26 protein-coding genes are annotated in these 22,765 nt (G+C 60.0%); 14 read left to right on the plus strand and 12 right to left on the minus strand.

Annotated elements, in window-relative coordinates:
* Positions 1-63: 63 nt before the first annotated feature.
* Complete coding sequence (locus J2Y39_RS08890; protein ID WP_252886415.1) at positions 64-1,422, minus strand: MATE family efflux transporter; 1,359 nt, start codon at positions 1,420-1,422, stop codon at positions 64-66.
* A 198-nt stretch (positions 1,423-1,620) separates the two neighbouring features.
* Here J2Y39_RS08890 and J2Y39_RS08895 point away from each other — a divergent pair, with 198 nt between their 5' ends.
* Together J2Y39_RS08895 and J2Y39_RS08900 are read left to right on the plus strand one after the other, a co-directional pair.
* Positions 1,621-2,190 carry a chorismate mutase gene (locus J2Y39_RS08895; protein ID WP_236168587.1) on the plus strand — a complete coding sequence of 190 codons (570 nt, stop codon included), beginning with the start codon at positions 1,621-1,623 and terminating at the stop codon, positions 2,188-2,190.
* 124 nt (positions 2,191-2,314) lie between these two features.
* Positions 2,315-2,794, plus strand: a complete 480-nt coding sequence (locus J2Y39_RS08900) for a phage infection protein (RefSeq protein ID WP_310216819.1) — start codon at positions 2,315-2,317, stop codon at positions 2,792-2,794.
* Positions 2,795-2,868: 74 nt separating this feature from the next.
* On the opposite strand, the gene J2Y39_RS08905 is transcribed toward J2Y39_RS08900, so the two are convergent.
* Positions 2,869-3,204: a hypothetical protein gene (locus J2Y39_RS08905; RefSeq protein ID WP_024013386.1), complete on the minus strand. Its 336-nt coding sequence runs from the start codon at positions 3,202-3,204 to the stop codon at positions 2,869-2,871.
* A gap of 177 nt (positions 3,205-3,381) precedes the next feature.
* Here J2Y39_RS08905 and J2Y39_RS08910 point away from each other — a divergent pair, with 177 nt between their 5' ends.
* Positions 3,382-5,037, plus strand: a complete 1,656-nt coding sequence (locus J2Y39_RS08910) for a diguanylate cyclase (protein WP_310216822.1) — start codon at positions 3,382-3,384, stop codon at positions 5,035-5,037.
* 506 nt (positions 5,038-5,543) lie between these two features.
* Here the strand turns inward: J2Y39_RS08910 and J2Y39_RS08915 are convergent.
* Both J2Y39_RS08915 and J2Y39_RS08920 read right to left on the minus strand, forming a co-directional pair.
* The gene (locus tag J2Y39_RS08915; RefSeq protein ID WP_310216825.1) at positions 5,544-5,921 is read right to left on the minus strand and encodes a cytochrome c family protein; all 378 of its coding nucleotides are present in this window, start codon (positions 5,919-5,921) and stop codon (positions 5,544-5,546) included.
* Positions 5,922-5,961: 40 nt separating this feature from the next.
* Complete coding sequence (locus J2Y39_RS08920) at positions 5,962-7,293, minus strand: PLP-dependent aminotransferase family protein (protein ID WP_310216828.1); 1,332 nt, start codon at positions 7,291-7,293, stop codon at positions 5,962-5,964.
* Positions 7,294-7,382: 89 nt separating this feature from the next.
* Here J2Y39_RS08920 and J2Y39_RS08925 point away from each other — a divergent pair, with 89 nt between their 5' ends.
* The gene (locus J2Y39_RS08925; protein WP_310216830.1) at positions 7,383-8,276 is read left to right on the plus strand and encodes a DMT family transporter; all 894 of its coding nucleotides are present in this window, start codon (positions 7,383-7,385) and stop codon (positions 8,274-8,276) included.
* A gap of 3 nt (positions 8,277-8,279) precedes the next feature.
* On the opposite strand, the gene J2Y39_RS08930 is transcribed toward J2Y39_RS08925, so the two are convergent.
* Positions 8,280-9,095: an AraC family transcriptional regulator gene (locus J2Y39_RS08930; RefSeq protein ID WP_150741130.1), complete on the minus strand. Its 816-nt coding sequence runs from the start codon at positions 9,093-9,095 to the stop codon at positions 8,280-8,282.
* A 131-nt stretch (positions 9,096-9,226) separates the two neighbouring features.
* Here J2Y39_RS08930 and J2Y39_RS08935 point away from each other — a divergent pair, with 131 nt between their 5' ends.
* Together J2Y39_RS08935 and J2Y39_RS08940 are read left to right on the plus strand one after the other, a co-directional pair.
* Positions 9,227-9,745: a carboxymuconolactone decarboxylase family protein gene (locus J2Y39_RS08935; protein ID WP_252876554.1), complete on the plus strand. Its 519-nt coding sequence runs from the start codon at positions 9,227-9,229 to the stop codon at positions 9,743-9,745.
* A gap of 186 nt (positions 9,746-9,931) precedes the next feature.
* Entirely contained in the window at positions 9,932-12,163 is a 2,232-nt protein-coding gene (locus J2Y39_RS08940) for a response regulator (protein ID WP_310216837.1), read from the plus strand.
* Here the strand turns inward: J2Y39_RS08940 and J2Y39_RS08945 are convergent.
* Positions 12,131-13,576: a SulP family inorganic anion transporter gene (locus tag J2Y39_RS08945; RefSeq protein ID WP_041477048.1), complete on the minus strand. Its 1,446-nt coding sequence runs from the start codon at positions 13,574-13,576 to the stop codon at positions 12,131-12,133. The two genes, J2Y39_RS08940 and J2Y39_RS08945, sit on opposite strands and share 33 nt — an antisense overlap.
* A 160-nt stretch (positions 13,577-13,736) precedes the next feature.
* Here J2Y39_RS08945 and J2Y39_RS08950 point away from each other — a divergent pair, with 160 nt between their 5' ends.
* The gene (locus J2Y39_RS08950; RefSeq protein ID WP_056788933.1) at positions 13,737-14,051 is read left to right on the plus strand and encodes a hypothetical protein; all 315 of its coding nucleotides are present in this window, start codon (positions 13,737-13,739) and stop codon (positions 14,049-14,051) included.
* A gap of 156 nt (positions 14,052-14,207) precedes the next feature.
* Here the strand turns inward: J2Y39_RS08950 and J2Y39_RS08955 are convergent, their stop codons facing one another.
* The 5 genes from J2Y39_RS08955 to J2Y39_RS08975 all read right to left on the minus strand — a co-directional run bounded on the left by J2Y39_RS08955 (position 14,208) and on the right by J2Y39_RS08975 (position 18,674).
* Positions 14,208-14,741, minus strand: coding sequence for a cysteine hydrolase family protein (locus tag J2Y39_RS08955; protein WP_310216841.1), 534 nt, complete (start codon positions 14,739-14,741; stop codon positions 14,208-14,210).
* Positions 14,742-14,805: 64 nt separating this feature from the next.
* Positions 14,806-16,533: a gamma-glutamyltransferase gene (gene ggt / locus J2Y39_RS08960; protein WP_095182053.1), complete on the minus strand. Its 1,728-nt coding sequence runs from the start codon at positions 16,531-16,533 to the stop codon at positions 14,806-14,808.
* A gap of 171 nt (positions 16,534-16,704) precedes the next feature.
* The gene (locus tag J2Y39_RS08965) at positions 16,705-17,292 is read right to left on the minus strand and encodes an NUDIX domain-containing protein (protein WP_024013397.1); all 588 of its coding nucleotides are present in this window, start codon (positions 17,290-17,292) and stop codon (positions 16,705-16,707) included.
* 98 nt (positions 17,293-17,390) lie between these two features.
* Positions 17,391-18,026 carry a lytic polysaccharide monooxygenase auxiliary activity family 9 protein gene (locus J2Y39_RS08970; protein WP_095182054.1) on the minus strand — a complete coding sequence of 212 codons (636 nt, stop codon included), beginning with the start codon at positions 18,024-18,026 and terminating at the stop codon, positions 17,391-17,393.
* A gap of 207 nt (positions 18,027-18,233) precedes the next feature.
* On the minus strand, positions 18,234-18,674 hold the full coding sequence (locus J2Y39_RS08975) for a hemerythrin domain-containing protein (RefSeq protein ID WP_016775257.1): 441 nt from the start codon (positions 18,672-18,674) through the stop codon (positions 18,234-18,236).
* A gap of 152 nt (positions 18,675-18,826) precedes the next feature.
* On the opposite strand from J2Y39_RS08975, the gene J2Y39_RS08980 reads away from it, so the two are divergent.
* Positions 18,827-19,252, plus strand: a complete 426-nt coding sequence (locus J2Y39_RS08980) for an N-acetyltransferase (protein WP_095182055.1) — start codon at positions 18,827-18,829, stop codon at positions 19,250-19,252.
* A gap of 102 nt (positions 19,253-19,354) precedes the next feature.
* Here J2Y39_RS08980 and J2Y39_RS08985 read toward each other — a convergent pair whose 3' ends face one another.
* A complete protein-coding gene (locus tag J2Y39_RS08985) occupies positions 19,355-19,705 on the minus strand; it encodes a hypothetical protein (protein WP_041477055.1) in 351 nt (116 codons plus the stop codon).
* Positions 19,706-19,838: 133 nt separating this feature from the next.
* On the opposite strand from J2Y39_RS08985, the gene J2Y39_RS08990 reads away from it, so the two are divergent.
* The 6 genes from J2Y39_RS08990 (at position 19,839) to J2Y39_RS09015 (ending at position 22,708) form a co-directional block, all read left to right on the plus strand.
* The gene (locus tag J2Y39_RS08990) at positions 19,839-20,168 is read left to right on the plus strand and encodes a DUF6388 family protein (protein WP_310216854.1); all 330 of its coding nucleotides are present in this window, start codon (positions 19,839-19,841) and stop codon (positions 20,166-20,168) included.
* Positions 20,169-20,333: 165 nt separating this feature from the next.
* Positions 20,334-20,726 (plus strand): sulfurtransferase complex subunit TusD, encoded by a 393-nt coding sequence (gene tusD / locus J2Y39_RS08995; RefSeq protein ID WP_150741136.1) that lies wholly within the window; start codon positions 20,334-20,336, stop codon positions 20,724-20,726.
* 2 nt (positions 20,727-20,728) lie between these two features.
* Positions 20,729-21,085 carry a sulfurtransferase complex subunit TusC gene (tusC, locus tag J2Y39_RS09000; RefSeq protein ID WP_095182056.1) on the plus strand — a complete coding sequence of 119 codons (357 nt, stop codon included), beginning with the start codon at positions 20,729-20,731 and terminating at the stop codon, positions 21,083-21,085.
* Positions 21,085-21,378 (plus strand): sulfurtransferase complex subunit TusB, encoded by a 294-nt coding sequence (gene tusB, locus J2Y39_RS09005; protein WP_041477059.1) that lies wholly within the window; start codon positions 21,085-21,087, stop codon positions 21,376-21,378. The genes tusC and tusB overlap by 1 nt, the downstream gene beginning before the upstream one ends.
* Positions 21,375-21,710, plus strand: coding sequence for a TusE/DsrC/DsvC family sulfur relay protein (locus tag J2Y39_RS09010; protein ID WP_016770652.1), 336 nt, complete (start codon positions 21,375-21,377; stop codon positions 21,708-21,710). Before tusB ends, J2Y39_RS09010 begins: the two co-directional genes overlap by 4 nt.
* Positions 21,707-22,708 (plus strand): glycosyl transferase family protein, encoded by a 1,002-nt coding sequence (locus J2Y39_RS09015; RefSeq protein ID WP_310216860.1) that lies wholly within the window; start codon positions 21,707-21,709, stop codon positions 22,706-22,708. Before J2Y39_RS09010 ends, J2Y39_RS09015 begins: the two co-directional genes overlap by 4 nt.
* The last annotated feature ends 57 nt before the right edge of the window (positions 22,709-22,765 follow it).

Consider the following 22,765-nt stretch of genomic DNA (forward strand, 5'->3'; position numbering starts at 1 on the left):
TTGTGGGCGCATACGCTACGATGCTTTCGTCTCGGGGGACAGAGAAATGTTTGTCCGCCGTGCCTAAATCAACCGCTCGATCTTCTGGTGCTTCCAGACCAGTTTGTAATAGAGCGTCTGCAGTATCAGCATCCCCAGATAGGCAACCGGAAAAGCCATCCACACACCCTGCAAACCGAACTGCCCATCGAGCCAGTACGCCGCCGGCAACTGCACGCCGACCACGCAGACAATCGAAATGACCACCGGCACCAGGACGGTGCCGCTGGCGCGCATGATCCCGCCGATGATGGCCTGGAAGCCGAACACCAACAGGCTCCAGAGCATGATGTGCAGCAGATGCTCGGCCATCGCCCGGGTCGAGTCCTCGGTCAGGAACAGGCCCAGCAACCAGTGCGATAGCAGATAACCCAACACAATCAGGCCACCGGTCAGGCACACGTTGATCAACAGCCCGGTGCGCAGGATCGGCCCCATGCGTTGCAAATGCCCGGCGCCGATCGCCTGGGCACCGAGAATCGATGCGGTGATCGCAATCGACAGCGCCGGAAACTGCACATAGTTGACGATCTGCGTTACTGCGCCATACGCCGCCGTCGCTTGCGAGCCGTGCTGGTTGACCAGTGCCAGGATCACCAGCTCCGACAACGACAGCACGATCATCTGTACGCCGGTGGGCAGGCCGATGCGCAGGACCTTGCCGAGAATGGCCCGATCCAGTCGCAGTGCGGCAAAGAACTCTCGATCCGGCGCCAGCGGATGGCCCTTGCGGATCAGCCGCCAGGCCAGCCACGCCATTGCTGAGAGATTCCCCGCCAGCCCGGCATACGCCGCGCTCTGAATGCCCAACGGTGGCAAGCCCAGCCAGCCGCGAATCAACGCTGGCGTCAGCGCCAGCCCCACGGCGGTGGAGACGATCAGCGCGAGTAGTGGCGACAGCGTATCGCTGACACCACGCAGCAATTGGGTGAACAGCACGAATACCAGTAGCGATGGCAGAATCCACAACATGACGTGGGCATAGTCCACCGCGTCGTCGAGCACATCCGCCGGCGTGCCCAACCCCGTCAGTGCCTGTCGCGCAAACACCGTGCCCAGCACCGCCGCGACCAAACCGATCAACACACCCAGTAGCAACGTCGCTCCGGCAATCGCCTTGACCATGTGCGTTTCGCGCGCGCCCCACGCCTGACCGATCAACACGCCCGCGCCAGCTCCAAGGCCGATGACCAGGGCGATGAAAAAGAACACGACGGGAAACATGCCGGATACCGCCGCCAGCGCCTGTGTGCCGAGCATCTGGCCGATATAGATGCTGTTGACCGTCCCGGACATCGATTGCAGGAAGTTCGACAGCACCATCGGCGCGAGAAACAGCAGATAGGTTTGCCAGAGCGGCTTGGCGAAGGTGGCGCTTTGCATTGAATGGAGGTCCATCTCGACGGCGGCAGGCCTGATTGACGATAGCTTCGGTGAGTTGCGTGCAGCGTGCAATCAACATTTCCCATCGGCGTTGATTGCCTGTTTTGCATTTGTGTAAATGCCAGGCATCGCTTTGTGTCAGTGTGCGGCTGTGGTAAATCAGCGATTCTCTCGACACTGACTATTGAGGCTCGGTTCATGCGTAACGTTGCAAATTTTCTGCTTGGCTCCCTCCTCGCTCTGTCGGCCGCCTACGCTCAAGCGGCCGCACCCGCAGCGGCGCCTGCTTCATTGAAACCGCTACTGGCCACTTTGAATGAACGCCTGAGCATCGGCGATCTGGTTGCGTTGACCAAGTGGGACAGCGGCAAGCCGATCCAGGACAGCCCGAGAGAGGCGCAGGTCATCGCCAATGCCCGAACTCTGGCCGCCGAACATCAACTCGACGCAGACGATGTCGCGCAACTGATCGCCGCACAGATGGAAGCGAACAAACTGGTGCAATACGGTCTGCTCGCGCAATGGCAAGCGGCAGGTGCTGCACCGGACACACCGCGTCCGGATCTGGGCAAACAGATCCGCCCGCGCCTGGATGAACTGCAAAAGCGCTTGTTGCAGCAGTACGCCGCCTTCGCGCCCTATCGCCAGGATCCGAATTGCCCGGCATGGCTGGCCAATGTCCGCAACGGTCTGGCCGCCGATTCGCTGCATGACATGGCGCTGATTCGTGCCAGCGGCGAGTTGTGCATTCGGGCAAAAGCCCTTTGAATCGCCGCTTATGGCAAACATCATCGGCGTCGATGTTCACCATCACGTCAATGAAGTTCTCATAAAAACTGCGCGGCGTAACATCGGCTCCAGACAAACAAACAACTTCCTGGAGCACACGATCATGAAACGCCAAACCCTTCTCGGCATCGCTTTCTCGGTTTTCGCAGTTAACGCTTTTGCAGTAACGCCTGCTCACACCCTGGTCGCTGAAGGCGGCTCGGACAAGCTGATCGAAAGCCGTCTGGCTGAAGGTGGTTCAGATCGTCTGCTCGAACGCCGTGTTGCTGAAGGTGGTTCGGATCGTCTGATTGAACGCCGTGTTGCCGAGGGTGGCTCCGATCGCTTGATCGATCGCCGCGTTGCTGAAGGTGGCTCTGATCGTCTGCTCGAACGCCGCGTTGCTGAAGGTGGCTCTGATCGTCTGATCGAGCGCCGCGTTGCTGAAGGTGGCTCTGATCGTCTGCTCGAACGCCGCGTTGCCGAGGGTGGCTCTGATCGTCTGATCGAGCGCCGCGTTGCCGAAGGTGGTTCGGATCGTCTGCTCGAACGCCGTGTCGCCGAAGGTGGTTCTGATCGTCTGATCGAACGCCGTGTCGCCTGAATCATCTGCATGACCGCAACACCCATGAAAAAGCCCGGCCTGATCAGCCGGGCTTTTTTGCATTCAACCGTCGCTTACTGCGCGGTTTTCAGCTTGACCACATCACCGGAGATGGTGGTGGTGTAACCGGTCAGGACCCAGGCCCAGAACCAGTTTTCCTGAACCTGCGTGTTGATCATTGCATCGCCGCCCTTGGCTTGGATGGCCGCGTTTTGCGCGCGCACAAATCGGCTGTTCTGGCGGATAGGGATGATGCCAAACAGCAGCAGGCCGGTGGCCGATGCTTCGCTGTGGCCAACCACGGTGTATTGGTTGCTGTCGTAATGGGCGGTTTTCATCGGGGCGCCGGTGCAACCTGCCAGAACCACACCGAACAGTGCGGCGGCGACTACTTTGCTGAGGTATTTCACGGTAAAACTCCATGGGAAAACGCCCGGGATCCGTCTCTCGGGCGGCGCGCATTCTAACCAAAATGATGGCTCATTAACATCAATCTTCTTTATATTTACATGAACCCGTTCGCTGGCCGCCCATCGGCGATGTCGCATACCATGGCGCCACTTCAATAAAGACAGACACCCGCCTCCATGTTCAAAGCCAGTCTGCGTAGCCATCTCACCCTGTGGTTCGGCGGTTTGTCCCTGCTGACGTTATTGAGCGTCGGCTTTTATGTCGGTCATATCGCCACCGAACAAATGAAGCAGGCCAGCGGCAACGCCTTGCTGAACACCGCGCGTGCAGCGGCGACGCTGTTGGGCGAACAACTGCGCGAACGGCAACTGGAGGTCTACCTGCTCAGTCGCGCACCGCATCTGGAGCGCGGAGATCTGGACAACCCAGCCATCCTCAAGTCGATGCAGTTGCGCACCCAGGCGCGCGCCGAATATGCGTGGATGGGCGTCACCGACGCCGAGGGTAATGTGCGCCAGGCGGTCAATGATCTGCTGGTCGGTCAATCGGTGCAGAAACGCCCGTGGTTCCAGATCGGCTTGCGCCGGCAATACACCGGCGATCCCCACGAAGCAGTGTTGCTGGCCAAGTTGTTGCCGGGCCTGCCCAATGGCGAGCCGCTGCGCTTCATCGATTTCGCCGCGCCAATCCACAATGCCGAAGGACAGGTGATTGGCGTGCTGGGCGCACATGCACACTGGAGTTGGGTAACGCGCATCGTCGAGTCGGCAGCGTTTTCCCACAAGAACTCGGCGCCGGATATCCAGGCGCTGATTGTCGATCACGACGGCAAGGTGCTCTACCCCGAAGCGCTGATGGGCCAACAGCTGGCGACCAACGATCCGGTATTGTCGGGCTGGACGGCGGCCAACGGTTACCTGACCAGCATGGTCACCGTGCCGACGCCATCGGGCACGGCGCTATCATGGTCGATCGCCATTCGCCAGCCATTGGAGACTGCGCTGCAACCGGCGCGGATGCTGCAATACGAATTGCTGATCCTCGGCGTTTTCGCCGCCATCGTTTTCGGTCTGGTGGCTTATTACCTGGCGCTGTACCTGAGCCGCCCTATCGAACAACTGGCACGCTCGGCCAAACAAGTGCAAAACAACCAGGCCGGGGCACAGTTCCAGCTGCAGCATCCGGTGCTGGAAATCGCCCAGCTCGGCCAGTCCATCGACGCAATGACGCAGTCACTGCTCGGCAAGGAACGCGAGCTGCAAGAAGCCAACGCCTCGCTGGAAGCCACCGTGGCACAACGCACCGCCGCACTCACCGAGGCCAACGCCGAACTGCTGAGCCTGGCCACACATGACGGCTTGACCGGCGTTTACAACCGTCGCCGTTTTGACGAAAAAATCACTGAATACTCGCTGCTGTCCCGACGCACCGGACGCCCGTTTGCCCTGCTGCTGATCGATGCCGACCACTTCAAACGCATCAATGACAGCCACGGCCACGCGGTCGGTGACGAGGTCCTGCAACAACTGGCGACCTTGATCCAGAACAGCGTGCGCAGCACCGATTTCGTCGCCCGCTACGGCGGCGAAGAGTTCGCCGTACTGCTGCCGGAAGTCGCGCAACCCGACACCCCGGAAGTCGTTGCCGAAAAAATTCGCATGGCAGTCGCCGAAGCGCAGTTTCCCGGCGTCGGCAACGTCACGGTGAGTATTGGCCTTGGCCTGGCAGATCCGGCAGACAACAACCACACGGCCCTGATCAAACGCGCCGATCAGCAGCTGTATCAGGCGAAAGCTGCGGGGCGCAATCAGGTGGCGTTCCATGCTCACTGACACCGGCGTATATCAACCAGAGACAGGCTGCCATCGCTGGCAAGCCAGCTCCCACAGGGATGAGGTAAAGCCGGAGATATTGGTCGTTTGGAGAACCGCTTTCGCGAGCAGGCTCGCTCCCACAAAAAAGCAAAGCAGCGCAGCTGCCCGCGGCGAAGCCGCCCCACTCCACAATGAGCGCAAGCTCGAGTACCGCTTTTGATCTTGATCCACCGGCGACGTCGGAAGGCTGAGCGGAGGGATTGATCCGGGCGTGGGAGCGCAGCGACCGTCTGGCGCAGCCAGACACAGCGGAAGGAGGTGCAGCGAAGCAAACCGTAGCCGCTGCGCCCGGATCGATCCCGCAGCGAAGGGACCCGAGCCTGCGAGGGCCGAACGCAGGAGCAAGCCTTTTGGGTTACCTTTTTGGCGTTTGAAAAAGGTGACCCGCCGTAAGGGCGGAACCCTAAGCAGCCGTTACCGCAGCAATGGATATGTACTCAATCAGCCAGGAAACCATCGCCCGACTAGGGCTCAGCACTGAACCTCTGCAGATAAGCCAACAAATTATTCAACTTCTCCTCATCACTCAGCCCCCAGAAAATCATTCGCGTCCCCGGCACCACCCCTTTCGGATCCTTCAGATACGCTTTCAACGTCGCCCGATCCCAAGTAATCCCCGAGTTTTTCATCGCAGCGGAATAAACATAATTGGCCGAAGCCCCCGCAGCCCGGCCAACGATGCCGTTCAACTGCGGACCAAACCCCGAACGCGCCGACTCGCCAACCTGATGGCAACCGCCGCACAGACGCGGAAAGATTTTCGCCCCGGCTTCAGGATCGCCCTCAGCCTGAGCGCTGGTGCTGAAGATCAAGGCGAGAAGCAGTGCTGTGGTGAATTTCATTAAACAGTCCAAACCTGGCTTTTCATGGCGTGAACGCAGTTTACAGATAAGCGCCGACAATCGTTCTGACAGTGATCAACGCCTGACGCAACACGTGCATGTCCACCGACCCGAGAGCCAGACGAATCGCATGGGGCGTATTGGCCGACAGCGAAAACGGCTCGGCGGTGGTGACCGAAATCTGCTGCTGCATCAACTCGACCACGATCTGATCGGCACGCACATCTTCGGGCAACGGCAACCACAGAAAATACGAGGCCGGATGAGCAATGTAGCGCAGCCCCTTCAGCACCTCGGCGGCCAAGGCCTGTCGTGCCATCGCATCACTACGCTTCTGCTTCTCAAGCACGGTGACGGTGCCGTCGTCGAGCCAACCGCACGCAATGGCGGTCATCACCCCGGGCGTGTTCCACGTTGTCGCGCGAATGATTCGTTCCAGTGCGGGCACTTGAGGCAGCGGCGCCGCGATGAAGCCGACGCGCAAACCGGTGGCGATGTTTTTCGACAGGCCCGATACGTAAAACGTCCGTTCCGGTGCCAGATCGATCAAGGTTCGCGGCGGATTTTCCACCAGAAACGCGTAGGCCGCATCTTCGATAAGTGTCAGATCATAGCGCCGGGCAATCGCCACCAATTGCTCGCGCTGTTCCAGTGGCATGACCCAGCCCAGCGGATTGTGCAGCGTCGGCATGCTGTACACGGCGCGCACCGCACGCTGGCGGCAGAGCCTGTCCAGTGCCGGCAAATCCGGGCCGTGCTCTGTCATCGGGATCGCCAGCACTTCCAGATGCAACGCGTCGGCCAGCACCTTGAACCCGGAATACGTCAGCGCATCGGCGGCGATCACATCACCGGGTTTGAGCAGGGCCATCAGCGTCACCGCCAAACCTTGCTGAGCGCCATTGACGATCAGCACTTGGTCGGCTCCAACGGTCACGCCGCGTGTCGACAAATGTCGCGCCACCGAGGCGCGTTCGTGGGCACGTCCGGCGTGGGGTTGATAACGCAGCAACGCTTCGAGATCGCCGGACAACGCCAGTTGCCGCAACGCCGTGCGCAACAGCTCAGCCTGACCGGGCAACGACGGATAGTTGAAATTCAGGTCGATCATGCCGACCGCTACGTCTTTCTGATCGATGCCCTGCCCCGGCGCCAGCGACGTTTCCCGCACAAAAGTGCCGCGCCCGGCTTCGCCACTGACCAGGCCCATCGCCTCAAGCTCGGCATAAACCCGTGAAGCGGTAACCAGCGCCAGTCCTTCCTGCGCCGCCAGTTGCCGATGCGTAGGCAATCGCGTGCCCGGCGGCAGTCGTCCGCCACGAATATCCGCCGCATAACGGTCAACCAAGGTCTTGTAACGGGATCGGGGCATGCCGGCTGTATCCATGACAATTTTTTGATTGTGCTGATTCTCAGCCCTAGGATCGCCGCAATACAACCCACTATTTGAGCGCAACCGACATGCACACAACATCGACTGCGGCCCACCCGGCGCTGGAAAAAACCAGTGGCTGGATCAACGGTTTTATCGGCGTGCTGATTTTCAGCGGTTCGCTGCCGGCCACACGTTTGGCGGTGCTGGAATTCGATCCGGTGTTTCTGACCGTGGTGCGAGCAGCGATTGCCGGCGCACTGGCGGTCGGACTTCTGCTGTTGTTCAAGCAACCGCGACCGTCGCGCCATCAGTGGCTGTCGCTGGTGATTGTGGCGCTGGGCGTGGTGTTGGGTTTTCCGCTGTTGACCGCGCTGGCATTGCAGCACTTAACGTCAGCGCATTCGATCGTGTTTGTAGGATTGCTGCCGCTGGCCACGGCAATGTTTGGTGTCTTGCGTGGCGGTGAGCGGCCACGGCCGGTGTTCTGGATCTTTTCGGTGCTGGGCAGCGCATTGGTGGTGGGCTTCGCTCTGTCCCAAGGCCTGAGCGCGTCGCCGACCGGGGACTTGCTGATGCTCGCGGCGATTCTCGCCTGCGGCCTCGGTTACGCCGAAGGCGCGAAACTGTCACGCAGCCTCGGCGGCTGGCAGGTGATCTGCTGGGCGCTGGTAATGTCGTTACCGCTGATGGCAGTGCTGAGCCTGTGGCTGGCGCCCGCCTCGTTCGGCAACATCAGCTTGCCTGCGTGGATGTGCCTGGGCTACGTGTCGCTGTTCAGCATGCTGATCGGCTTTGTGTTCTGGTATCGCGGCCTGGCCCAGGGCGGGATTGCGGCGATCGGGCAGTTGCAGTTGCTGCAGCCGTTTTTTGGTCTGGCACTGGCGGCGACGTTGCTGCATGAGCAGGTCAGCGTCGGCATGCTCGGCGTAACGCTTGGGGTGATTCTTTGCGTGGCCGGAGCGAAGAAATTCGCCAGGTAATGTTCAGTGTCCGGCTTTCCATTGCCGAGGACTCAGCCCGGTCTTGCGCCGAAACGCCCGGGCCAGCGCCGACGGACTTTCGTAACCGACCTCTTCGGCAATCAGCGCAATCGGCCGGCCTTCGCGCAGGCGTTTCTGCGCAAGACTGACGCGCCAGCTCAGCAGATAATCGGCCGGCGTCTGCCCGACCACGCGGCGAAACTGCTCGGCGAAACCGGCGCGGGACTGGTTCGCCGCCGCCGCGAGATCGGCCACACTCCAAGGCTTGTGCGGCTGCTCATGGATCAGGTTCAAAGCGCGAGACAAGCGCGGGTCAGCCAGCCCGGCCATCATGCCCGGTTGCTGATCTCGACTGCCGATGAGATGGCGCAGCAACAGAATCACCAGCAATTCGAACAGGCGATCCATCACCGCCACGCGCCCGCAATGCCCTTCAAAGGCTTCATTGAACAGCCAGTCAAGGGTGCTGCGCAGTTCCGGGATGTCGGTGAGTTTCAATACCAGATAGTCGGGTAGCGCGGCGGCCAGGGCATTGCCCGAGCCGCCGTCGAAGGTCAGCGATGCACAGACAATCTGACTGGCCATGGCTTCGTCGGCAAACATTCGATGGGTAAACGGCCGGGGAAAGAAAATCAGTGACGGTTCGTCCAGACGGATCTCCCGCTCGTTGCCCGGTTTGAGCAGCAACGCCCCGGCTTGCAGAACATGCACGTGCCCGACCGGCTCGCCTTCGTGAACGCTCACGCCGCAAAACGCGCCGCTATGGAAGGTGCCGGCGTTCACGCCGAAATGACTGAGTAATGTGGAAAGGCGATCCATGGCTGACTCCCGAAGGCATATCTGGACGATCTGCCGCATATCCTCGACGATTTGCCGCCAAAGCGCCATTGGCAGCCCCTAAGATCTCTCCATCGCCGCTGCACTTCGCTGCGGAATTTCGGAGAATCACCATGAGCCGCATCCCCGCTATCAGCCTCGACACCGCCACCGATGCCACCCGTCCTGCACTGGAAGGCGTGAAGAAAAAAATCGGCTTCCTGCCCAACGTCTTCACTACCCTCGCCCAAGCGCCAGTTGCATTCGACACTTACCTGCAAGCTTCGGCGATCCTCGGCAAGACCTCGCTCAGCGCCCAGGAAAAAGAAGCCGTCTACCTCGCCACTTCGCAAGTAAACGGCTGCGACTACTGCCTGTCCGCACACACAATGTTCGCCGGCAAGGCCGGGCTCTCGCCACAGGACATCGTCGCGGCCCGTCAAGGCGAACTGAATGCCTACGCCGCCCTCGCCCGCCAACTGACCGAAACCCGTGGCCACTTGAGCGATGAACAGTTGGCCGCTGCTCGCGCTGCCGGTATCGATGACCGCAAGATCATCGAAGTGATTGCCCTGGTGGCCGTGCAGACATTGACCAACTACCTGAACAACACGGCGTTGACCGACATTGATTTCCCGACCGTCGAGGCCTGAGCAGTCGCTCACGAACTGAAGAAAAATCCGCTGGCGAAAAGATGCTCTTTTCGCCAGCGCTGTTTTTTGCTGCCATGATGTAGGTCAGAATAATTCGCAGCGCAAACAGTGTCTGGTGCGCTGAAACCAAACACCCTGCGCGCAGGTCTTTGTTCTCAGACAAATGCCCGGAAAGATACGAACCCCATGACAGACTGGTTGCAAGACAACGGCGAGATGGCCGGGCAGATCCGCCGTCACGACTGGGCGAATTCGCCCCTCGGCCCGTTGGAAAACTGGCCCGATGTACTCAAGACCACTGTCTCGCTCAGTCTCGCGTCGCATTTCCCTCAGGCGATCGTCTGGGGCCCGCAATTGATCACTCTCTATAACGACGCCTTCGTGCCGATTCTCGGCGACAAGCCGCATGCGCTGGGACGTCCTTTCAGCGACATCTGGAAAGAAGCCTGGCATGAGATCAGCCCGATAGCCGAGGCGGCCTATGCCGGCCAAGCCACCTACATCGAAAACTTTGCCCTGAAGATCGAACGCGGCAACGGTCCGGAGCAGGCGTTCTTCACTTTCTGTTACAGCCCGATTCGTGACTCCCACGGCAATGTCGTCGGCATGCTCGACACGGTCACCGAGACCACCCAGACCGTTTATCTCAACCAACGCCTGGCCGTCCTCGATGCCATCGGCGAAGCGGTGACCAATGCCACCGATGCGCAAGCAATCCTGGCGGCGAGCACCCGGCTGATGGTCGAGCAGTTGCAATTGTCCAACTGCGCGTACGCCGACATGGATGCCGACGAGGACGGCTTCACCATTCGCGGCGACTATGCGGCACCGGGTTCGCCAAGCATCGTCGGCCACTACCGCCTGCGCGATTTCGGTGAGAAGGCAGTGCGTCTGCTGCGCGCCGGGGAACCGCTGGTCATCCATGACAACCGCGGCGAGCTACCACCGGAAGAGTCGGCGACCTTTCAGGCCATCGGTATTACCGCGACCATTTGTGTACCACTGATCAAGCAGGGCCGTCTGACCGCATTGATGGCCGTCCACGACAAAGTGCCGCGGGTCTGGTCGCAATTTGAGCAGGCATTGATGAGCGAAGTGACCGAACGGTGCTGGGCGCACATCGAGCGGGTGCGCGCCGATGCCAATGTGCGCGAAGGCCTGCTGGCGCTGGCGGAGCTCAACGCCACGCTGGAGCAACGGGTCGAAGAGCGCAGCTTGCGCCTGGCCCAGGCCGAGTCGGCGTTGCGCCAGTCGCAGAAGCTCGAAGCCATCGGCCAATTGACCGGCGGCGTCGCCCACGACTTCAACAATCTGCTGACGATCATTCGTTCGTCGGTGGACTTTCTGCGCCAGCCCAACCTGCCGGAAGAACGCCGTCAGCGCTACATGCGCGCGGTGTCCGACACCGTCGAGCGCGCCTCCAAGCTGACCAGCCAGTTGCTCGCGTTCGCCCGCCGCCAGCCGCTCAATCCGCAAGTGGTCGATGCCGGCGAACGTCTGGCCAATATTGGCGAAATGCTCGAATCGGTCACCGGCGCGCAGATTCACGTGTGCGTCGAACGTCCGGATCACCCCTGCTACATCCGTGTCGATCTGAGTCAGTTTGAAACCGCGTTGATCAACATTGCGCTTAACGCCCGCGACGCCATGAATGGTCAAGGTGAGCTGAAATTGCGCCTGGAGTGCCACAAAGCGCTGCCGCCGATTCGCGGTCACGCCGGGTCCAGCAGCCATTTCGTGTCGATTGCCCTGGCCGACACCGGTGCCGGCATCGACGCACACACCCTTGAACACATCTTCGAACCGTTCTTTACCACCAAGGCTGTCGGCAAAGGCACGGGGCTGGGGCTGTCGCAGGTGTTCGGCTTCGCCAAGCAATCCGGCGGCAACGTCGATGTTTCCAGCGTGCTTGGCCAAGGCACCGAGTTCACCTTGTATTTGCCGCAAGTGCCGGCGATCGAGGCAGAAATGGACCAGGCAGAGGACGATGGCGAGGTGCAGCCGGCCTGCGAAAAACGCCGGGTGCTGGTGGTAGAAGACAATCTCGACGTCGGCCGTTTCGCCAACCAGATCCTCCAGGATCTGGGCTATGAAACCGCATGGGCAACCAACGCTGAAGAAGCCCTGCAGTTGGCGGGCAGCGATGCCAGCGCGTTCGATGCGGTGTTTTCCGACGTGGTCATGCCGGGCATCACCGGCGTCGCGCTGGCCAGGGAGCTGCGCCAGCGCCGCCCCGATCTACCGGTGATTCTGACCTCCGGCTACAGCGAAGAACTGGCCCGCAGCGGGTACGAAGGTTTCGAGTTTCTCGCCAAGCCCTATTCCGCCGAACAGGTCTCGCGGATTCTCGGCAAGACCTGGCTCAAGGACGCAAAACCAGCGGCGTCAGTCGTGATCGACGCCGGCGCGCTTGAGTAATTTCTTGCAGCGTTCCGACAGGTGAAACACCTGTAAATGCTTGCCAGCCTTGGCGTAGCGTTCACGCAAGGTTTTCAACGCGGCAATCGCCGAGTAATCGACAAAGCTCAGGTGTCGGCAGTCGAGAGTGACTTTCGCCGGATCGTTGGCCGGATCGAACTGATTGAGAAACGGCGTGGTCGAGGCAAAGAACAGCGTGCCGTGCAGGCGATAGAGCTTGCTGCCGTCGGCCTCCAGGTGTTCATCGGCGTACAGTTCGCGCGCCTGCTGCCAGGCGAAGTTGAGCGCGGCGATGATGATCCCGCACAGCACGGCCGTGGCCAGATCGGTGAACACGGTGATGGTGGTCACGGCGATGATCACCAGCACATCGTGCAGCGGCACCTTGTTGATCACCCGCAACGACGCCCAGGCGAACGTCTGCTGCGATACCACAAACATCACCCCAACCAGTGCGGCCAGCGGAATACGCTCGATCAGCGGTGACAGAAACAGAATGAACAACAGAATCAGCACACCGGCAACCACGCCGGACAAGCGCCCGCGCCCGCCGGAGCTGAGGTTGATCACGGTCTGGCCGATCATCGCGCAACCGCCCATGCCGCCGAACGCACCGGACACCATGTTGGCCGCGCCGAGCGCCACGCACTCACGATCCGGATAGCCACGGGTCTCGGTGATTTCGTCGGTCAGGTTCAGTGTCAGCAAGGTTTCCAGCAGTCCGACCATCGCCATCAGGATTGCGTACGGGGCGATGATGCGCAGCGTTTCCAGGCTCCATGGAATGTCTGGCATGGCGAAAGTCGGCAGACCGCCGGCAATGTGCGCCATGTCGCCGAGGGTGCGGGTCGGCAGGCCGAAGAGGTAAACCAGCAGGCCGACACCAAGGATCGCCACCAGCGCCGGCGGTACCGCTTTGGTCAGGCGCGGCAGAATGTAAACGATGGCCATGGTCAGCAGCACCAGCCCGGTCATCAGATACAGCGGCGTACCGCTGAGCCAGTGCTCGCCGCTTTTGAAGTGCTCCAGTTGCGCCAGGGCAATGATGATCGCCAGGCCGTTGACGAAACCGAGCATCACCGGATGCGGCACCATGCGCACCAGTTTGCCCAAGCGCAACAGCCCGAACGCCATCATGATCAGACCGCCGAGCAGCACCGTTGCCAGCAGATATTGCACGCCGTGTTGCACCACCAGCGCGACGATCACCACCGCCATCGAGCCCGCCGCGCCGGAAACCATGCCCGGCCGGCCGCCAAACAGCGCCGTCAGCGTACAAATGATGAACGCGCCATACAGGCCCATCAGCGGATTGAGATGCGCGACCAGGGCGAAAGCAATGCATTCGGGCAACAGGGCGAACGAGGTGGTGAGTCCGGCGAGGACATCGGCGCGCAGACGAATCGGTTTCATGGCTTACCTGACTGAGCGGCCGCTGGGCACGGCTGCTGTTTTCGCGAAAAAAGAGGGAGGCGAATGTTACGGAATTGTTCGGCCTCGGGCCAGTGAAACGCTGACATGGAGTAGCGCGGACCTTATCCTTGCAGGCTTGTCCATCGAATCGAGTCGCAGCATGTCAGCGTTTTTGTCCGCCCGGGATGTGTGTCAGCGTCTGCGCGAAGCTGCGCTGGGCGTGCTTGCGTTCGAAGTCTGCGAGGTAATGTCCCAGTCCGGGCTGATTGCCGTTTACATCGAGGGCTGGCATCTGCTGTTGGACTTCGCCGACGGACATTTGCATCACTGTGAATACGCGCGCAACTGCGCCGGGGATGAAGCGACGCTGGACACTTGGCAGCGTTATGGCACGGACCCGGTGAGTCTGCTCAGCACATGGGAACTGGCGCAGATCGAGCGGTTGCTGTGTGAGGCGAATCGTGTCCAAACCTAGTGCATCGTTTCCGACTGCGGTGCTCTCTGATGTTGAGACCGACCAAACGCCTGTGGGAGCGAGCCTGCTCGCGAAGGCGGTATATCAGTCGGTTTGATCTTGGCTGTCATAGCGCTTTCGCGAGCAGGCTCGCTCCCACAGGGGGTTTGTGTGAGTTCAGAAGGTGATTTGGGCTACCGGTTTGACGTCGATCCGTGCCACGGAACTGGTCAGGGCGGCGAAGTCCTTGTTGTGTTGGGCAATGATGTCTTCGGCGCTCATGTTGCCGTTATCGACCGTCGAATGCGCATCCCGCGCAACGACGATGTCGTAGCCCAGTGAATGCGCGCTGCGCACCGTGGCGTTGACGCAGTAATCGGTTTGCAGGCCGCAGATGATCAGGCGTTCGAAGTCCTCGCTGGGCAGCAGCTTGCCGAGATCGGTCTGGTAGAAAGAATCCCCGGTAGTCTTGCCTACACGCAGGTCTTTCGTCGAAGTCAGCAAACCTTCGGCCAGTTGCCAACCGTCCGCGCCATGCACGAACGGACCGTCCTTTTCTTCGTGCTGAATCAACACCACCGGAACGCCAGCCGTGCGCGCGCGTTGGCTGAGATCATTGATCGTGGTGATCACGCGGTCGATTTCAAAACACTGATATTCACCAGCGCACAGTGCTTGCTGGACGTCGATGATCAGTAATGCGGTGGTCATGTCGAGCCTTCCTTGATCAGTCCTTGAGATGGGGCGGACCTGAGCCCGCCCCTTTTTACTCCGCTCAGTAACCCAGTGACAAGCCGGTATTACGCCGTGGATCATTGGCGCCGTAGAAGCGATTCTTGCCAACCGGTTTGCCGTCCAGTGACGGCGCGCCGACCAGAATCGCGGCGATGTGGTTGGGATCCTGCGGGCCGGCAAACTTGTGGCCCCAGCTCTCGAGGAGCTTTTTCGTATCCGGGCTGGCGGCGAAGTCTTCGAGGTTGGTTTCCTCCGGCATCCACTGCTGATGGAAACGCGGCGCGTCGACCGCTTCCTGCAGCCCCATGCCGTAATCGATCACATTGAGCATGGTCAGCAAGGTCGCGGTGATGATCCGGCTACCGCCCGGCGTGCCGACCACCATCACCACTTTGCCATCCTTGGTGACGATGGTCGGACTCATTGACGACAGCGGCGCCTTGCCCGGCGCGATGGCATTGGCTTCCCCCTGAACCAGACCGTACATGTTCGGCACGCCGACCTTGGAGGTGAAGTCGTCCATTTCGTCGTTGAGGATCACCCCGGTCTTGCTCGCCATCACGCCAGCGCCGAACCAGTCATTAAGGGTGTAGGTGACCGAAACGGCATTGCCCCACTTGTCGACGATCGAATAGTGCGTGGTGTTGCTGCCTTCATGCGGCGCTACACCGGGTTTGAGCTCAGCCGACACGCCGGCCTTTTGCGGCTGGATGGCGTTGCGCAGTTTGGTCGCATAGTTCTTGTCCAGCAGGTGCTCGATCGGATTCTTCACGAAATCCGGATCGCCGAGGTAGCTGTTGCGATCAACGTACGCGTGGCGCATCGCTTCGATCTGGTAGTGCATGCCCTGAGCGGAATGGAAGCCCAGGTCCTTCATCGGATAGCCTTCGAGGATATTCATGATCTGGCAGATCACCACCCCGCCGGAGCTGGGCGGTGGCGCCGAGACTACGTGATAGCCGCGATAATCGCATTCCACCGGGGCCAGTTCGCGAGTCTTGTATTTGTCCAGGTCGGCCTGGCTGATGATGCCTTTGTTGGCTTGGCTGGACGTGACAATGGCATCGGCGACCCAACCTTTGTAGAAGCCGTCGGCGCCCTTCTCGGAAATCGTCCGCAGGGTTTTCGCCAGATCCTTCTGCACCAGTTTCTGCCCGACCTGCATCGGCTCGCCGTTGCTGAGGAAGATCGAGCCGGAATCGCGCATGTCCTTCTTGAACACATCCGTCGCGTATTCGAGCAGCTCGACATCGCCCTGCTGCAGCTCGAAACCGTCTTCGGCCAGTTTGATCGCCGGGGCAATCATGTCCTTGCGCTGTTTGGTGCCATATTTGCTCAGCGCCAGCTCCATGCCGGACACAGTGCCCGGCACCCCGACGGCCAGATGGCCGCGCGTGCTCAGTTCCGGAATGACGTTACCGTCCTTGTCCAGATACATGTTGGCGGTCGCTGCCAGCGGGGCTTTCTCGCGGAAGTCGAGAAAGGTCTTGCGTCCGTCCGCCAGTTGAATGGTCATGAACCCGCCACCGCCAAGATTGCCCGCAGCCGGATAGACCACCGCCAGCGCATAGCCCACGGCCACTGCCGCATCCACGGCATTGCCGCCGTTTTTCAACACATCGACGCCGACATGGGTCGCCAGATGTTGCGCGGTGACCACCATGCCGTTTTCCGCCGCCACCGGCGCCACTGATGCCGCGTGAGCCATGAGACAGCTGAGCGCCAGGGAGGTCGCAATGAGCGATCTGGCCAAAGGTTCGTACTTCATGAGTCGATCTCTTTTTGTTTTTGGGGACTGCGCAAAACGCAGGGCAGCGCTTCAGGAGCAACAAGCAGTATGGCCGGCTTTGCGTATTGCGCCTCCCCGTTCAGCCAGTATGCTGAGCCATCGCAGCATTTGGCAGCTCCTGAAAAATGCGTCGAAGGCTGCGATCTTTCATCAAGCGAAGAGGTTGTTCATCGCTGCGTATTGCAACAGCATGATGGTCTTGGCGTCACAGATCTCGCCGCGTTGAAATGCTGCCAGTGCCTCATCGAAGCCCCACTCGAGCACTTCCAGTTCTTCGGTTTCCTCTTCCAGCCCACCACCGTCGCTGACTTTGGACGCGGCGTCGTATTCGGCGATAAAAAAGTGCAGCTTCTCCGTCACCGAGCCGGGGCTCATATACGCCTCGAATACTTTCTTCACGTCATGCACGCGATAACCGGTTTCCTCCTCGGCTTCGTCACGAATGCGTTGCTCCGGCGCGGCACCTTCCAGCAACCCCGCCGCCACCTCGATCAACAATCCATCGTGGCCGTTGACGAACACCGGCAAACGAAACTGGCGGGTCAGCACCACCGTGCGCTTTTCGCGGTTGAACAGCAGAATCGCCGCGCCGTTGCCCCGGTCGTAGACCTCGCGGGTCTGGCGCTGCCATTCGCCGTTGTTGCGGTGGTAATCAAAAGTGATTTTCTTCAACAGATACCAGTCGTGGGACAACACCTGTGTGTCGACGATGTTGACCCGTTCGGCTGTGTTGGACATCGCGTCTGATCCTGTTTTCATGGGGGACTGCCATGGTCGGACAATTGCGCCGACAAAAAAAGCCCGGCAGCGCTACCGGGCTCGTTCAGCTTGGGTTGTTACTGGAAGTCGACGTCGAAGGCCTGGTAGAAGGCGTTGCCGGTGTTGGCGACGATCCACATCAGCACAATGACGTGATGACCCTTCTTGTTCGTCGGCAGTTGCACTTGGTGATCAACCTTGGCCTTCAATTCGCCGGCATGGCTGTAATACGGCACTTGCGGGTAGAAGTCTTCGAAGAACGGCTGGGTTTCGAGCTGCGCACGGCTGATGCGTTGCTGTGGATCCCAGCCGTCTTTGGTGATCAGCCAGCGATAACCACGGGTGGTGTGCGGCGCGGTGTACGCCCAGCTGACCTCGAGAATCTGCCCCGGATCGACATTCAGCAGCGGCCAGTTGAATGAACGGCCGAGCTTCTTGCTCATCTCGTCGTCGGTGTAATTGACGCAATCGCGGGCATCGGTCTTGCCGCCGCTGAGAATGTAGCCATCGGCCGGCGGCGCGACGCTGTCCGAGTCGGTCTCGAAGGGTTGCGGGAACGGCCCGGCATTCACGGCCGGAAAGTTTTTGCCGCCCTCCATTTCATTGACTTGCCAAGCGCCGAGCAAGCCGAGGTCAATGGCCACTGCGCCGCGACTTGCTGGCGAGATGACACGACCGTGTTTGAGTTGGGTTTGTGGGATTGCCTGATTCATCGTCTTCACTCCGTTGATTTGAGAACTCTCCTTCCCGAGGAGAGGCCTTCAAGCTAACGGAGGTGAATTTTTTGTCCATTGGCGCTTTTGTCGCAATGCGATTTTGCAGGACGTAAAAAACCCTAAAACACTGGATGGATAACCAGTTCAAGTCGACACGTCGCACTCAACGTGTAGCTGAACACCTACACGCCGAGTCGCCTTTGGTCATTCAGACAGTTGCGCCTGATACTCCTTTTCGTACTGCCCGGCGAGTTGCGTTTTCTGTTTATCGTCGAGCAGTTTGCCGGCCATTTGGAAGAACTTGTGCTCTTCTTCCTCAAGGTGGTGATGAACCTTGTCGGAAAGCTTCTTGGCCGTGGCCAGCCACGCCGGACTGGACATTTCGGTCTCGTCGAGTTCTTCCATCATTTCGTCCATTTCGTGGTGCTCGGCGATGGCGTGGCGGCTCAGGTCAACGCCTTCGTCGATTTCCATCAACGGGATGTAGAAGTGCCGCTCTTCAGCGGTTTCATGCGCTTGCAGTTCTGCTTTGAGCTGCTTGTAGGCCTCGACCCGCTCAGGGCTGTCGCCGCTGGTCGCGATCAGAGCCTTGGCGTAAGTGCGCTGGCGCTCGTGGCTTTCGCGCAGGGCTTCAAAAATATTCACGGGATTTCCTCATCAATCGCGCTCAGGGAAAGACGCGATAAAAGCCTAGACCGCAACGCTGGTTTGACGGTTCCGCTTGTTCGATCGAAGGGCTTGGAGGCGTTTGCCCGGACGGGTTAGGCTGGGCGTTCAATCACACAAGGAAGTCATGCATGAATTTGCGTATCGAGTTGACGGACAATCCTACCGAGGAACAGCGTCAGGCCATTCTCCAACCGTTAATTGAATACAACGATGCGAAGACCGGCATATCGAAAACCGAGCCGTTCGCCTTGATGGTAAAAGATGAGTATGGCGCGATACTGGGCGGGTTGTACGGGCGAGTGACTTTGCGCTGGATGTTCATCGATTTGCTGTCAGTACCGGAACAAAGTCGCGGAGAGGGGATTGGTTCCCGGTTAATGGCACAGGCAGAAGCATTGGCCGAAGACAGGAACTGCTACGGAATCTGGCTCGACACCTTCGATTTTCAGGCGCCGGAGTTCTACAAGAAGCTGGGCTTCAGCCAGTTCGGTGAGATCGTAGACTATCCACCAGGGCACAAGCGGCATTTTTTCCAGAAGCGGCTGATCAACTGACTGTGTCGCTCTTTGCGCAAGCAGGCTCGCTCCCACACTGGAAAGCATTCAATCGGTGGGAGCGAGCCTGCTCGCGAAAGCGCCAGCCGCCTCGACACACAATCAGAGGCAGGTCGCCATCGCCGCCATGCGCCGCATCGCGACAAAATCACTCTGCTGTGCGTAGTAATTCAAAGTCGTACCCGAGGCTTCGGTAATCACATCGACAAACGACTCCGCTGAACGCGTGTAGACCGTCGTGCCGCCAGACTCGCGCGGCTCCAGATAGGCCGCCGCGTCGACGCCGAAAACCGCTTCATCCTGCCAGGCGAATTGCACGCACCGGGCGACGTCTTTCTCCGGCTTGTCCGAGGTCAGGACCTTGTCCGGGCTCTTGCTGCGAGCATCGTTCATCACCGAACCGGCGCACCCGGCCAACAGGGCCGCCGCCAGCACTACCATCAGCATTCGCATTGCATTTGCTCATCGAGAAAAAAGCGGACTGTAGCACTGCAACGCGGCAAATCGTTCTGCTTTACTGTTTTTATGCGCGACACGCGTGAGCAGCTGCGGCACTCTGAGATCTTCAGCCACACAAGGACATTACATGGCGCCTGGCGACCAACGACATGAACACGCCCTGAAACTGTTTCTCGATGCGCGACCCGAACTGCGTGAGACTCTCGACCACCTCAATCCGCTGTTGGCTCAGGCCAAGGGTGAAACCCAGGCGCAGTACCGCGAAGAACGCTTGCATGAAGCATTCGAGGCTGAGGCGGAAAGCCAGGGGTTGTTTGCCTGGGAGCTGACGTTGCAGCTGACCGCTGATTCACCGGAGGACTATCAGGCGCAACGCCTGGAAGTGCATCGGGAAGTGGCGGAAATGGCGGGGATGGACTGGATCGAGTATTGCGATCTTTACGGCATCACCCCGTAATCGATGTAGGAGCTGCCGAAGGCTGCGATCTTTTGATTTTGCTCTTCAAGATCAAAAGATCGCAGCCTTCGGCAGCTCCTACAAAGGTATCTGCGTAAAACTCGGGTTTCGCGGCACGAGCGATAAAGCTTTATCATGGCCGCAGTTTCGCTGATCGAGTCCATCATGAAGTTCGCCATCGCGCTGTTTTCCGCCGCCCATGCGCCCTCCTCGCGCCGTGCCCTGCTGTTTGCCCAGGCTGCGCTGGCCGGCGGCCATGAGATTGTCCGGCTGTTCTTCTATCAGGACGGCGTGTTCAACGCCTCCGATGCAGTGGTGACGCCGCAGGATGAACAGGATTTGCCCAAGCAATGGCGCGCCTTCATCAACGAAAAGCAACTGGATGGGGTGGTCTGCATCGCCGCCGCTCTGCGCCGTGGCGTGTTGAACGAAGAAGAATCCAAGCGTTACCAGCGTGAAGCGATTTCGCTGAGCGCGCCGTGGGAATTGTCCGGTCTGGGTCAATTGCACGATGCCGTGCAGGACGCTGACCGTCTCATCTGTTTCGGAGGCGCTTGAACATGGCCAAATCGCTGTTGATCATCAGCCGCCAATCGCCATGGTCCGGCCCCGGTGCGCGGGAAGCGCTGGATATCGTGCTGGCCGGTGGCGCCTTTGATCTGCCGATCGGTTTGCTGTTTCTCGATGACGGCGTGCTGCAACTGGCCGCCGGGCAGAACGCCAAGGCCTTGCAGCAGAAAGACCTCAGCGCCAATCTGCAGGCGCTGCCGATGTTTGGTGTCGAAGAGCTGTTCTATTGCGCCGAAAGCGCCAATGCTCGCGGTCTTGGCAACCTGTCGCTGGACGAGGCGCAGCCGCTTGCTGCTGACCACATCACCGCCCTTATTGACCGTTACGATCAGGTGATCACCCTCTGATGTCGACTTTGCATGTGTTGTCTCATTCCCCGTTCGCCGACGATCGTCTGAGCAGTTGCCTGCGCCTGCTCGGCAGCGCCGATGCGGTATTGTTGTCCGGCGATGCGGTGTATGCGCTGCAACCGGACACTGTGCCGTTCTCAACCCTTCAAGAGCGAGCAATCAGACTGTTTGTATTGATTGAGGACGCACAGGCGCGTGCGATCGAGATTCCAGACTGGGCCGAGGCCATCGATTACCCGGCGTTTGTCGAACTGTCGATCCATCACGCCAAGGTCAACAGCTGGCTATGAATTCAATGACCGTCGGCGCCCGCGCCATCGAACTGGACAAGGACGGCTTTCTCGTTGACCTCAGCGACTGGTCGGCTGAAGTCGCCAGCGCCCTCGCCGCCGCTGAAGACATCGAGTTGACGCCCGAACACTGGGAAGTCCTCGAACTGCTGCGCAGCTTCTACGCCGAATTCCAGCTATCGCCGGCCACGCGGCCGCTGATCAAGTACACCGCGTTGAAACTCGGCGCGGACAAAGGCAACAGCCTGCACCTGAACCGACTGTTCAAAGGCACCCCTGCCAAACTCGCCGCGAAACTGGCGGGCCTGCCCAAACCGACGAATTGCCTATGAACGACTTTCCAGCATTGACCCTCGAAACGCCTGCCGAGCACCCGTTCGCGCAATTCGTGCGCATTCTCGGCAAGGGCAAGCGCGGCGCCCGCGACCTGACGCGCGAGGAAGCCCGCGAGGCCATGGGCATGGTGCTCGATGACAAGGTCGAAGATACGCAACTGGGTGCCTTCCTGATGTTGCTGCGCCACAAGGAAGAAAGTGCCGAGGAAATGGCCGGTTTCACCGAAGCCCTGCGCGCACGCTTGCAGGCGCCGTCGCTGAATGTCGACCTGGACTGGCCGACCTACGCCGGCAAAAAACGCCACCTGCCGTGGTATCTGCTGGCGGCCAAGTGCCTGGCGCAAAACGGCGTACGCATTTTCATGCATGGCGGCGGCGCGCACACGGCCGGGCGTCTGTACAGCGAACAACTGCTGGGCGAATTGAACATTCCCCTGTGCCGTGATTGGCAGCAGGTCGGCACGGCACTGGACAACGGCGGCCTCGCGTTTATGCCGCTGGTGGACTGGGCGCCGCAGTTGCAAAAGATGATCGACCTGCGCAACACCCTGGGCCTGCGGTCGCCGATCCACTCGCTGGCGCGGATTCTCAATCCGTTGGGCGCACGCTGCGGCCTGCAAAGCATTTTCCATCCGGGCTACCAGGCGGTACATCGCGATGCCAGCGGCTTGCTCGGCGACACGGCAATTGTGGTCAAGGGCGATGGCGGTGAAATCGAGATCAACCCCGACGCCACCAGCCACCTGTATGGCACCAGCGGCGGTCAGAGCTGGGATGAAGAATGGCCGCAGCTGTCAGCGCAGCGCCACGTCAAACCCGCTTCGCTGGAAATCGAGCACTTGAAAGCCGTGTGGCGTGGCGATGTGGTCGACAGTTACCCGCAAATGGCTTTGATTGCGACCATGGCCCTCGCCCTGCGCGGTCTCGGTCAGAATCGCGAAGAGGCGTTCGCAACCGCCGAGCAGTATTGGGCGGCGCGCAACACATCGATCTAACCGATCATTAGCGCCCGATCTTTGCGCTTTTTGTTCGAACTCATCGGAATAGACTCG

This window comes from Pseudomonas sp. 2957 (assembly GCF_031456345.1).
Taxonomy (GTDB): domain Bacteria; phylum Pseudomonadota; class Gammaproteobacteria; order Pseudomonadales; family Pseudomonadaceae; genus Aquipseudomonas; species Aquipseudomonas siliginis.

Coding starts and splice junctions, on each gene's coding strand:
- J2Y39_RS08890 (WP_252886415.1), bottom strand. CDS start 1,422: ATGCAAAGCGCCACCTTCGCCAAGCCGCTCTGGCAAACCTATCTGCTG.
- J2Y39_RS08895 (WP_236168587.1), top strand. CDS start 1,621: ATGCGTAACGTTGCAAATTTTCTGCTTGGCTCCCTCCTCGCTCTGTCG.
- J2Y39_RS08900 (WP_310216819.1), top strand. CDS start 2,315: ATGAAACGCCAAACCCTTCTCGGCATCGCTTTCTCGGTTTTCGCAGTT.
- J2Y39_RS08910 (WP_310216822.1), top strand. CDS start 3,382: ATGTTCAAAGCCAGTCTGCGTAGCCATCTCACCCTGTGGTTCGGCGGT.
- J2Y39_RS08915 (WP_310216825.1), bottom strand. CDS start 5,921: ATGAAATTCACCACAGCACTGCTTCTCGCCTTGATCTTCAGCACCAGC.
- J2Y39_RS08920 (WP_310216828.1), bottom strand. CDS start 7,293: ATGCCCCGATCCCGTTACAAGACCTTGGTTGACCGTTATGCGGCGGAT.
- J2Y39_RS08925 (WP_310216830.1), top strand. CDS start 7,383: ATGCACACAACATCGACTGCGGCCCACCCGGCGCTGGAAAAAACCAGT.
- J2Y39_RS08930 (WP_150741130.1), bottom strand. CDS start 9,095: ATGGATCGCCTTTCCACATTACTCAGTCATTTCGGCGTGAACGCCGGC.
- J2Y39_RS08935 (WP_252876554.1), top strand. CDS start 9,227: ATGAGCCGCATCCCCGCTATCAGCCTCGACACCGCCACCGATGCCACC.
- J2Y39_RS08940 (WP_310216837.1), top strand. CDS start 9,932: ATGACAGACTGGTTGCAAGACAACGGCGAGATGGCCGGGCAGATCCGC.
- J2Y39_RS08945 (WP_041477048.1), bottom strand. CDS start 13,576: ATGAAACCGATTCGTCTGCGCGCCGATGTCCTCGCCGGACTCACCACC.
- J2Y39_RS08950 (WP_056788933.1), top strand. CDS start 13,737: ATGTCAGCGTTTTTGTCCGCCCGGGATGTGTGTCAGCGTCTGCGCGAA.
- J2Y39_RS08955 (WP_310216841.1), bottom strand. CDS start 14,741: ATGACCACCGCATTACTGATCATCGACGTCCAGCAAGCACTGTGCGCT.
- ggt (WP_095182053.1), bottom strand. CDS start 16,533: ATGAAGTACGAACCTTTGGCCAGATCGCTCATTGCGACCTCCCTGGCG.
- J2Y39_RS08965 (WP_024013397.1), bottom strand. CDS start 17,292: ATGTCCAACACAGCCGAACGGGTCAACATCGTCGACACACAGGTGTTG.
- J2Y39_RS08970 (WP_095182054.1), bottom strand. CDS start 18,026: ATGAATCAGGCAATCCCACAAACCCAACTCAAACACGGTCGTGTCATC.
- J2Y39_RS08980 (WP_095182055.1), top strand. CDS start 18,827: ATGAATTTGCGTATCGAGTTGACGGACAATCCTACCGAGGAACAGCGT.
- J2Y39_RS08985 (WP_041477055.1), bottom strand. CDS start 19,705: ATGCGAATGCTGATGGTAGTGCTGGCGGCGGCCCTGTTGGCCGGGTGC.
- J2Y39_RS08990 (WP_310216854.1), top strand. CDS start 19,839: ATGGCGCCTGGCGACCAACGACATGAACACGCCCTGAAACTGTTTCTC.
- tusD (WP_150741136.1), top strand. CDS start 20,334: ATGAAGTTCGCCATCGCGCTGTTTTCCGCCGCCCATGCGCCCTCCTCG.
- tusC (WP_095182056.1), top strand. CDS start 20,729: ATGGCCAAATCGCTGTTGATCATCAGCCGCCAATCGCCATGGTCCGGC.
- tusB (WP_041477059.1), top strand. CDS start 21,085: ATGTCGACTTTGCATGTGTTGTCTCATTCCCCGTTCGCCGACGATCGT.
- J2Y39_RS09010 (WP_016770652.1), top strand. CDS start 21,375: ATGAATTCAATGACCGTCGGCGCCCGCGCCATCGAACTGGACAAGGAC.
- J2Y39_RS09015 (WP_310216860.1), top strand. CDS start 21,707: ATGAACGACTTTCCAGCATTGACCCTCGAAACGCCTGCCGAGCACCCG.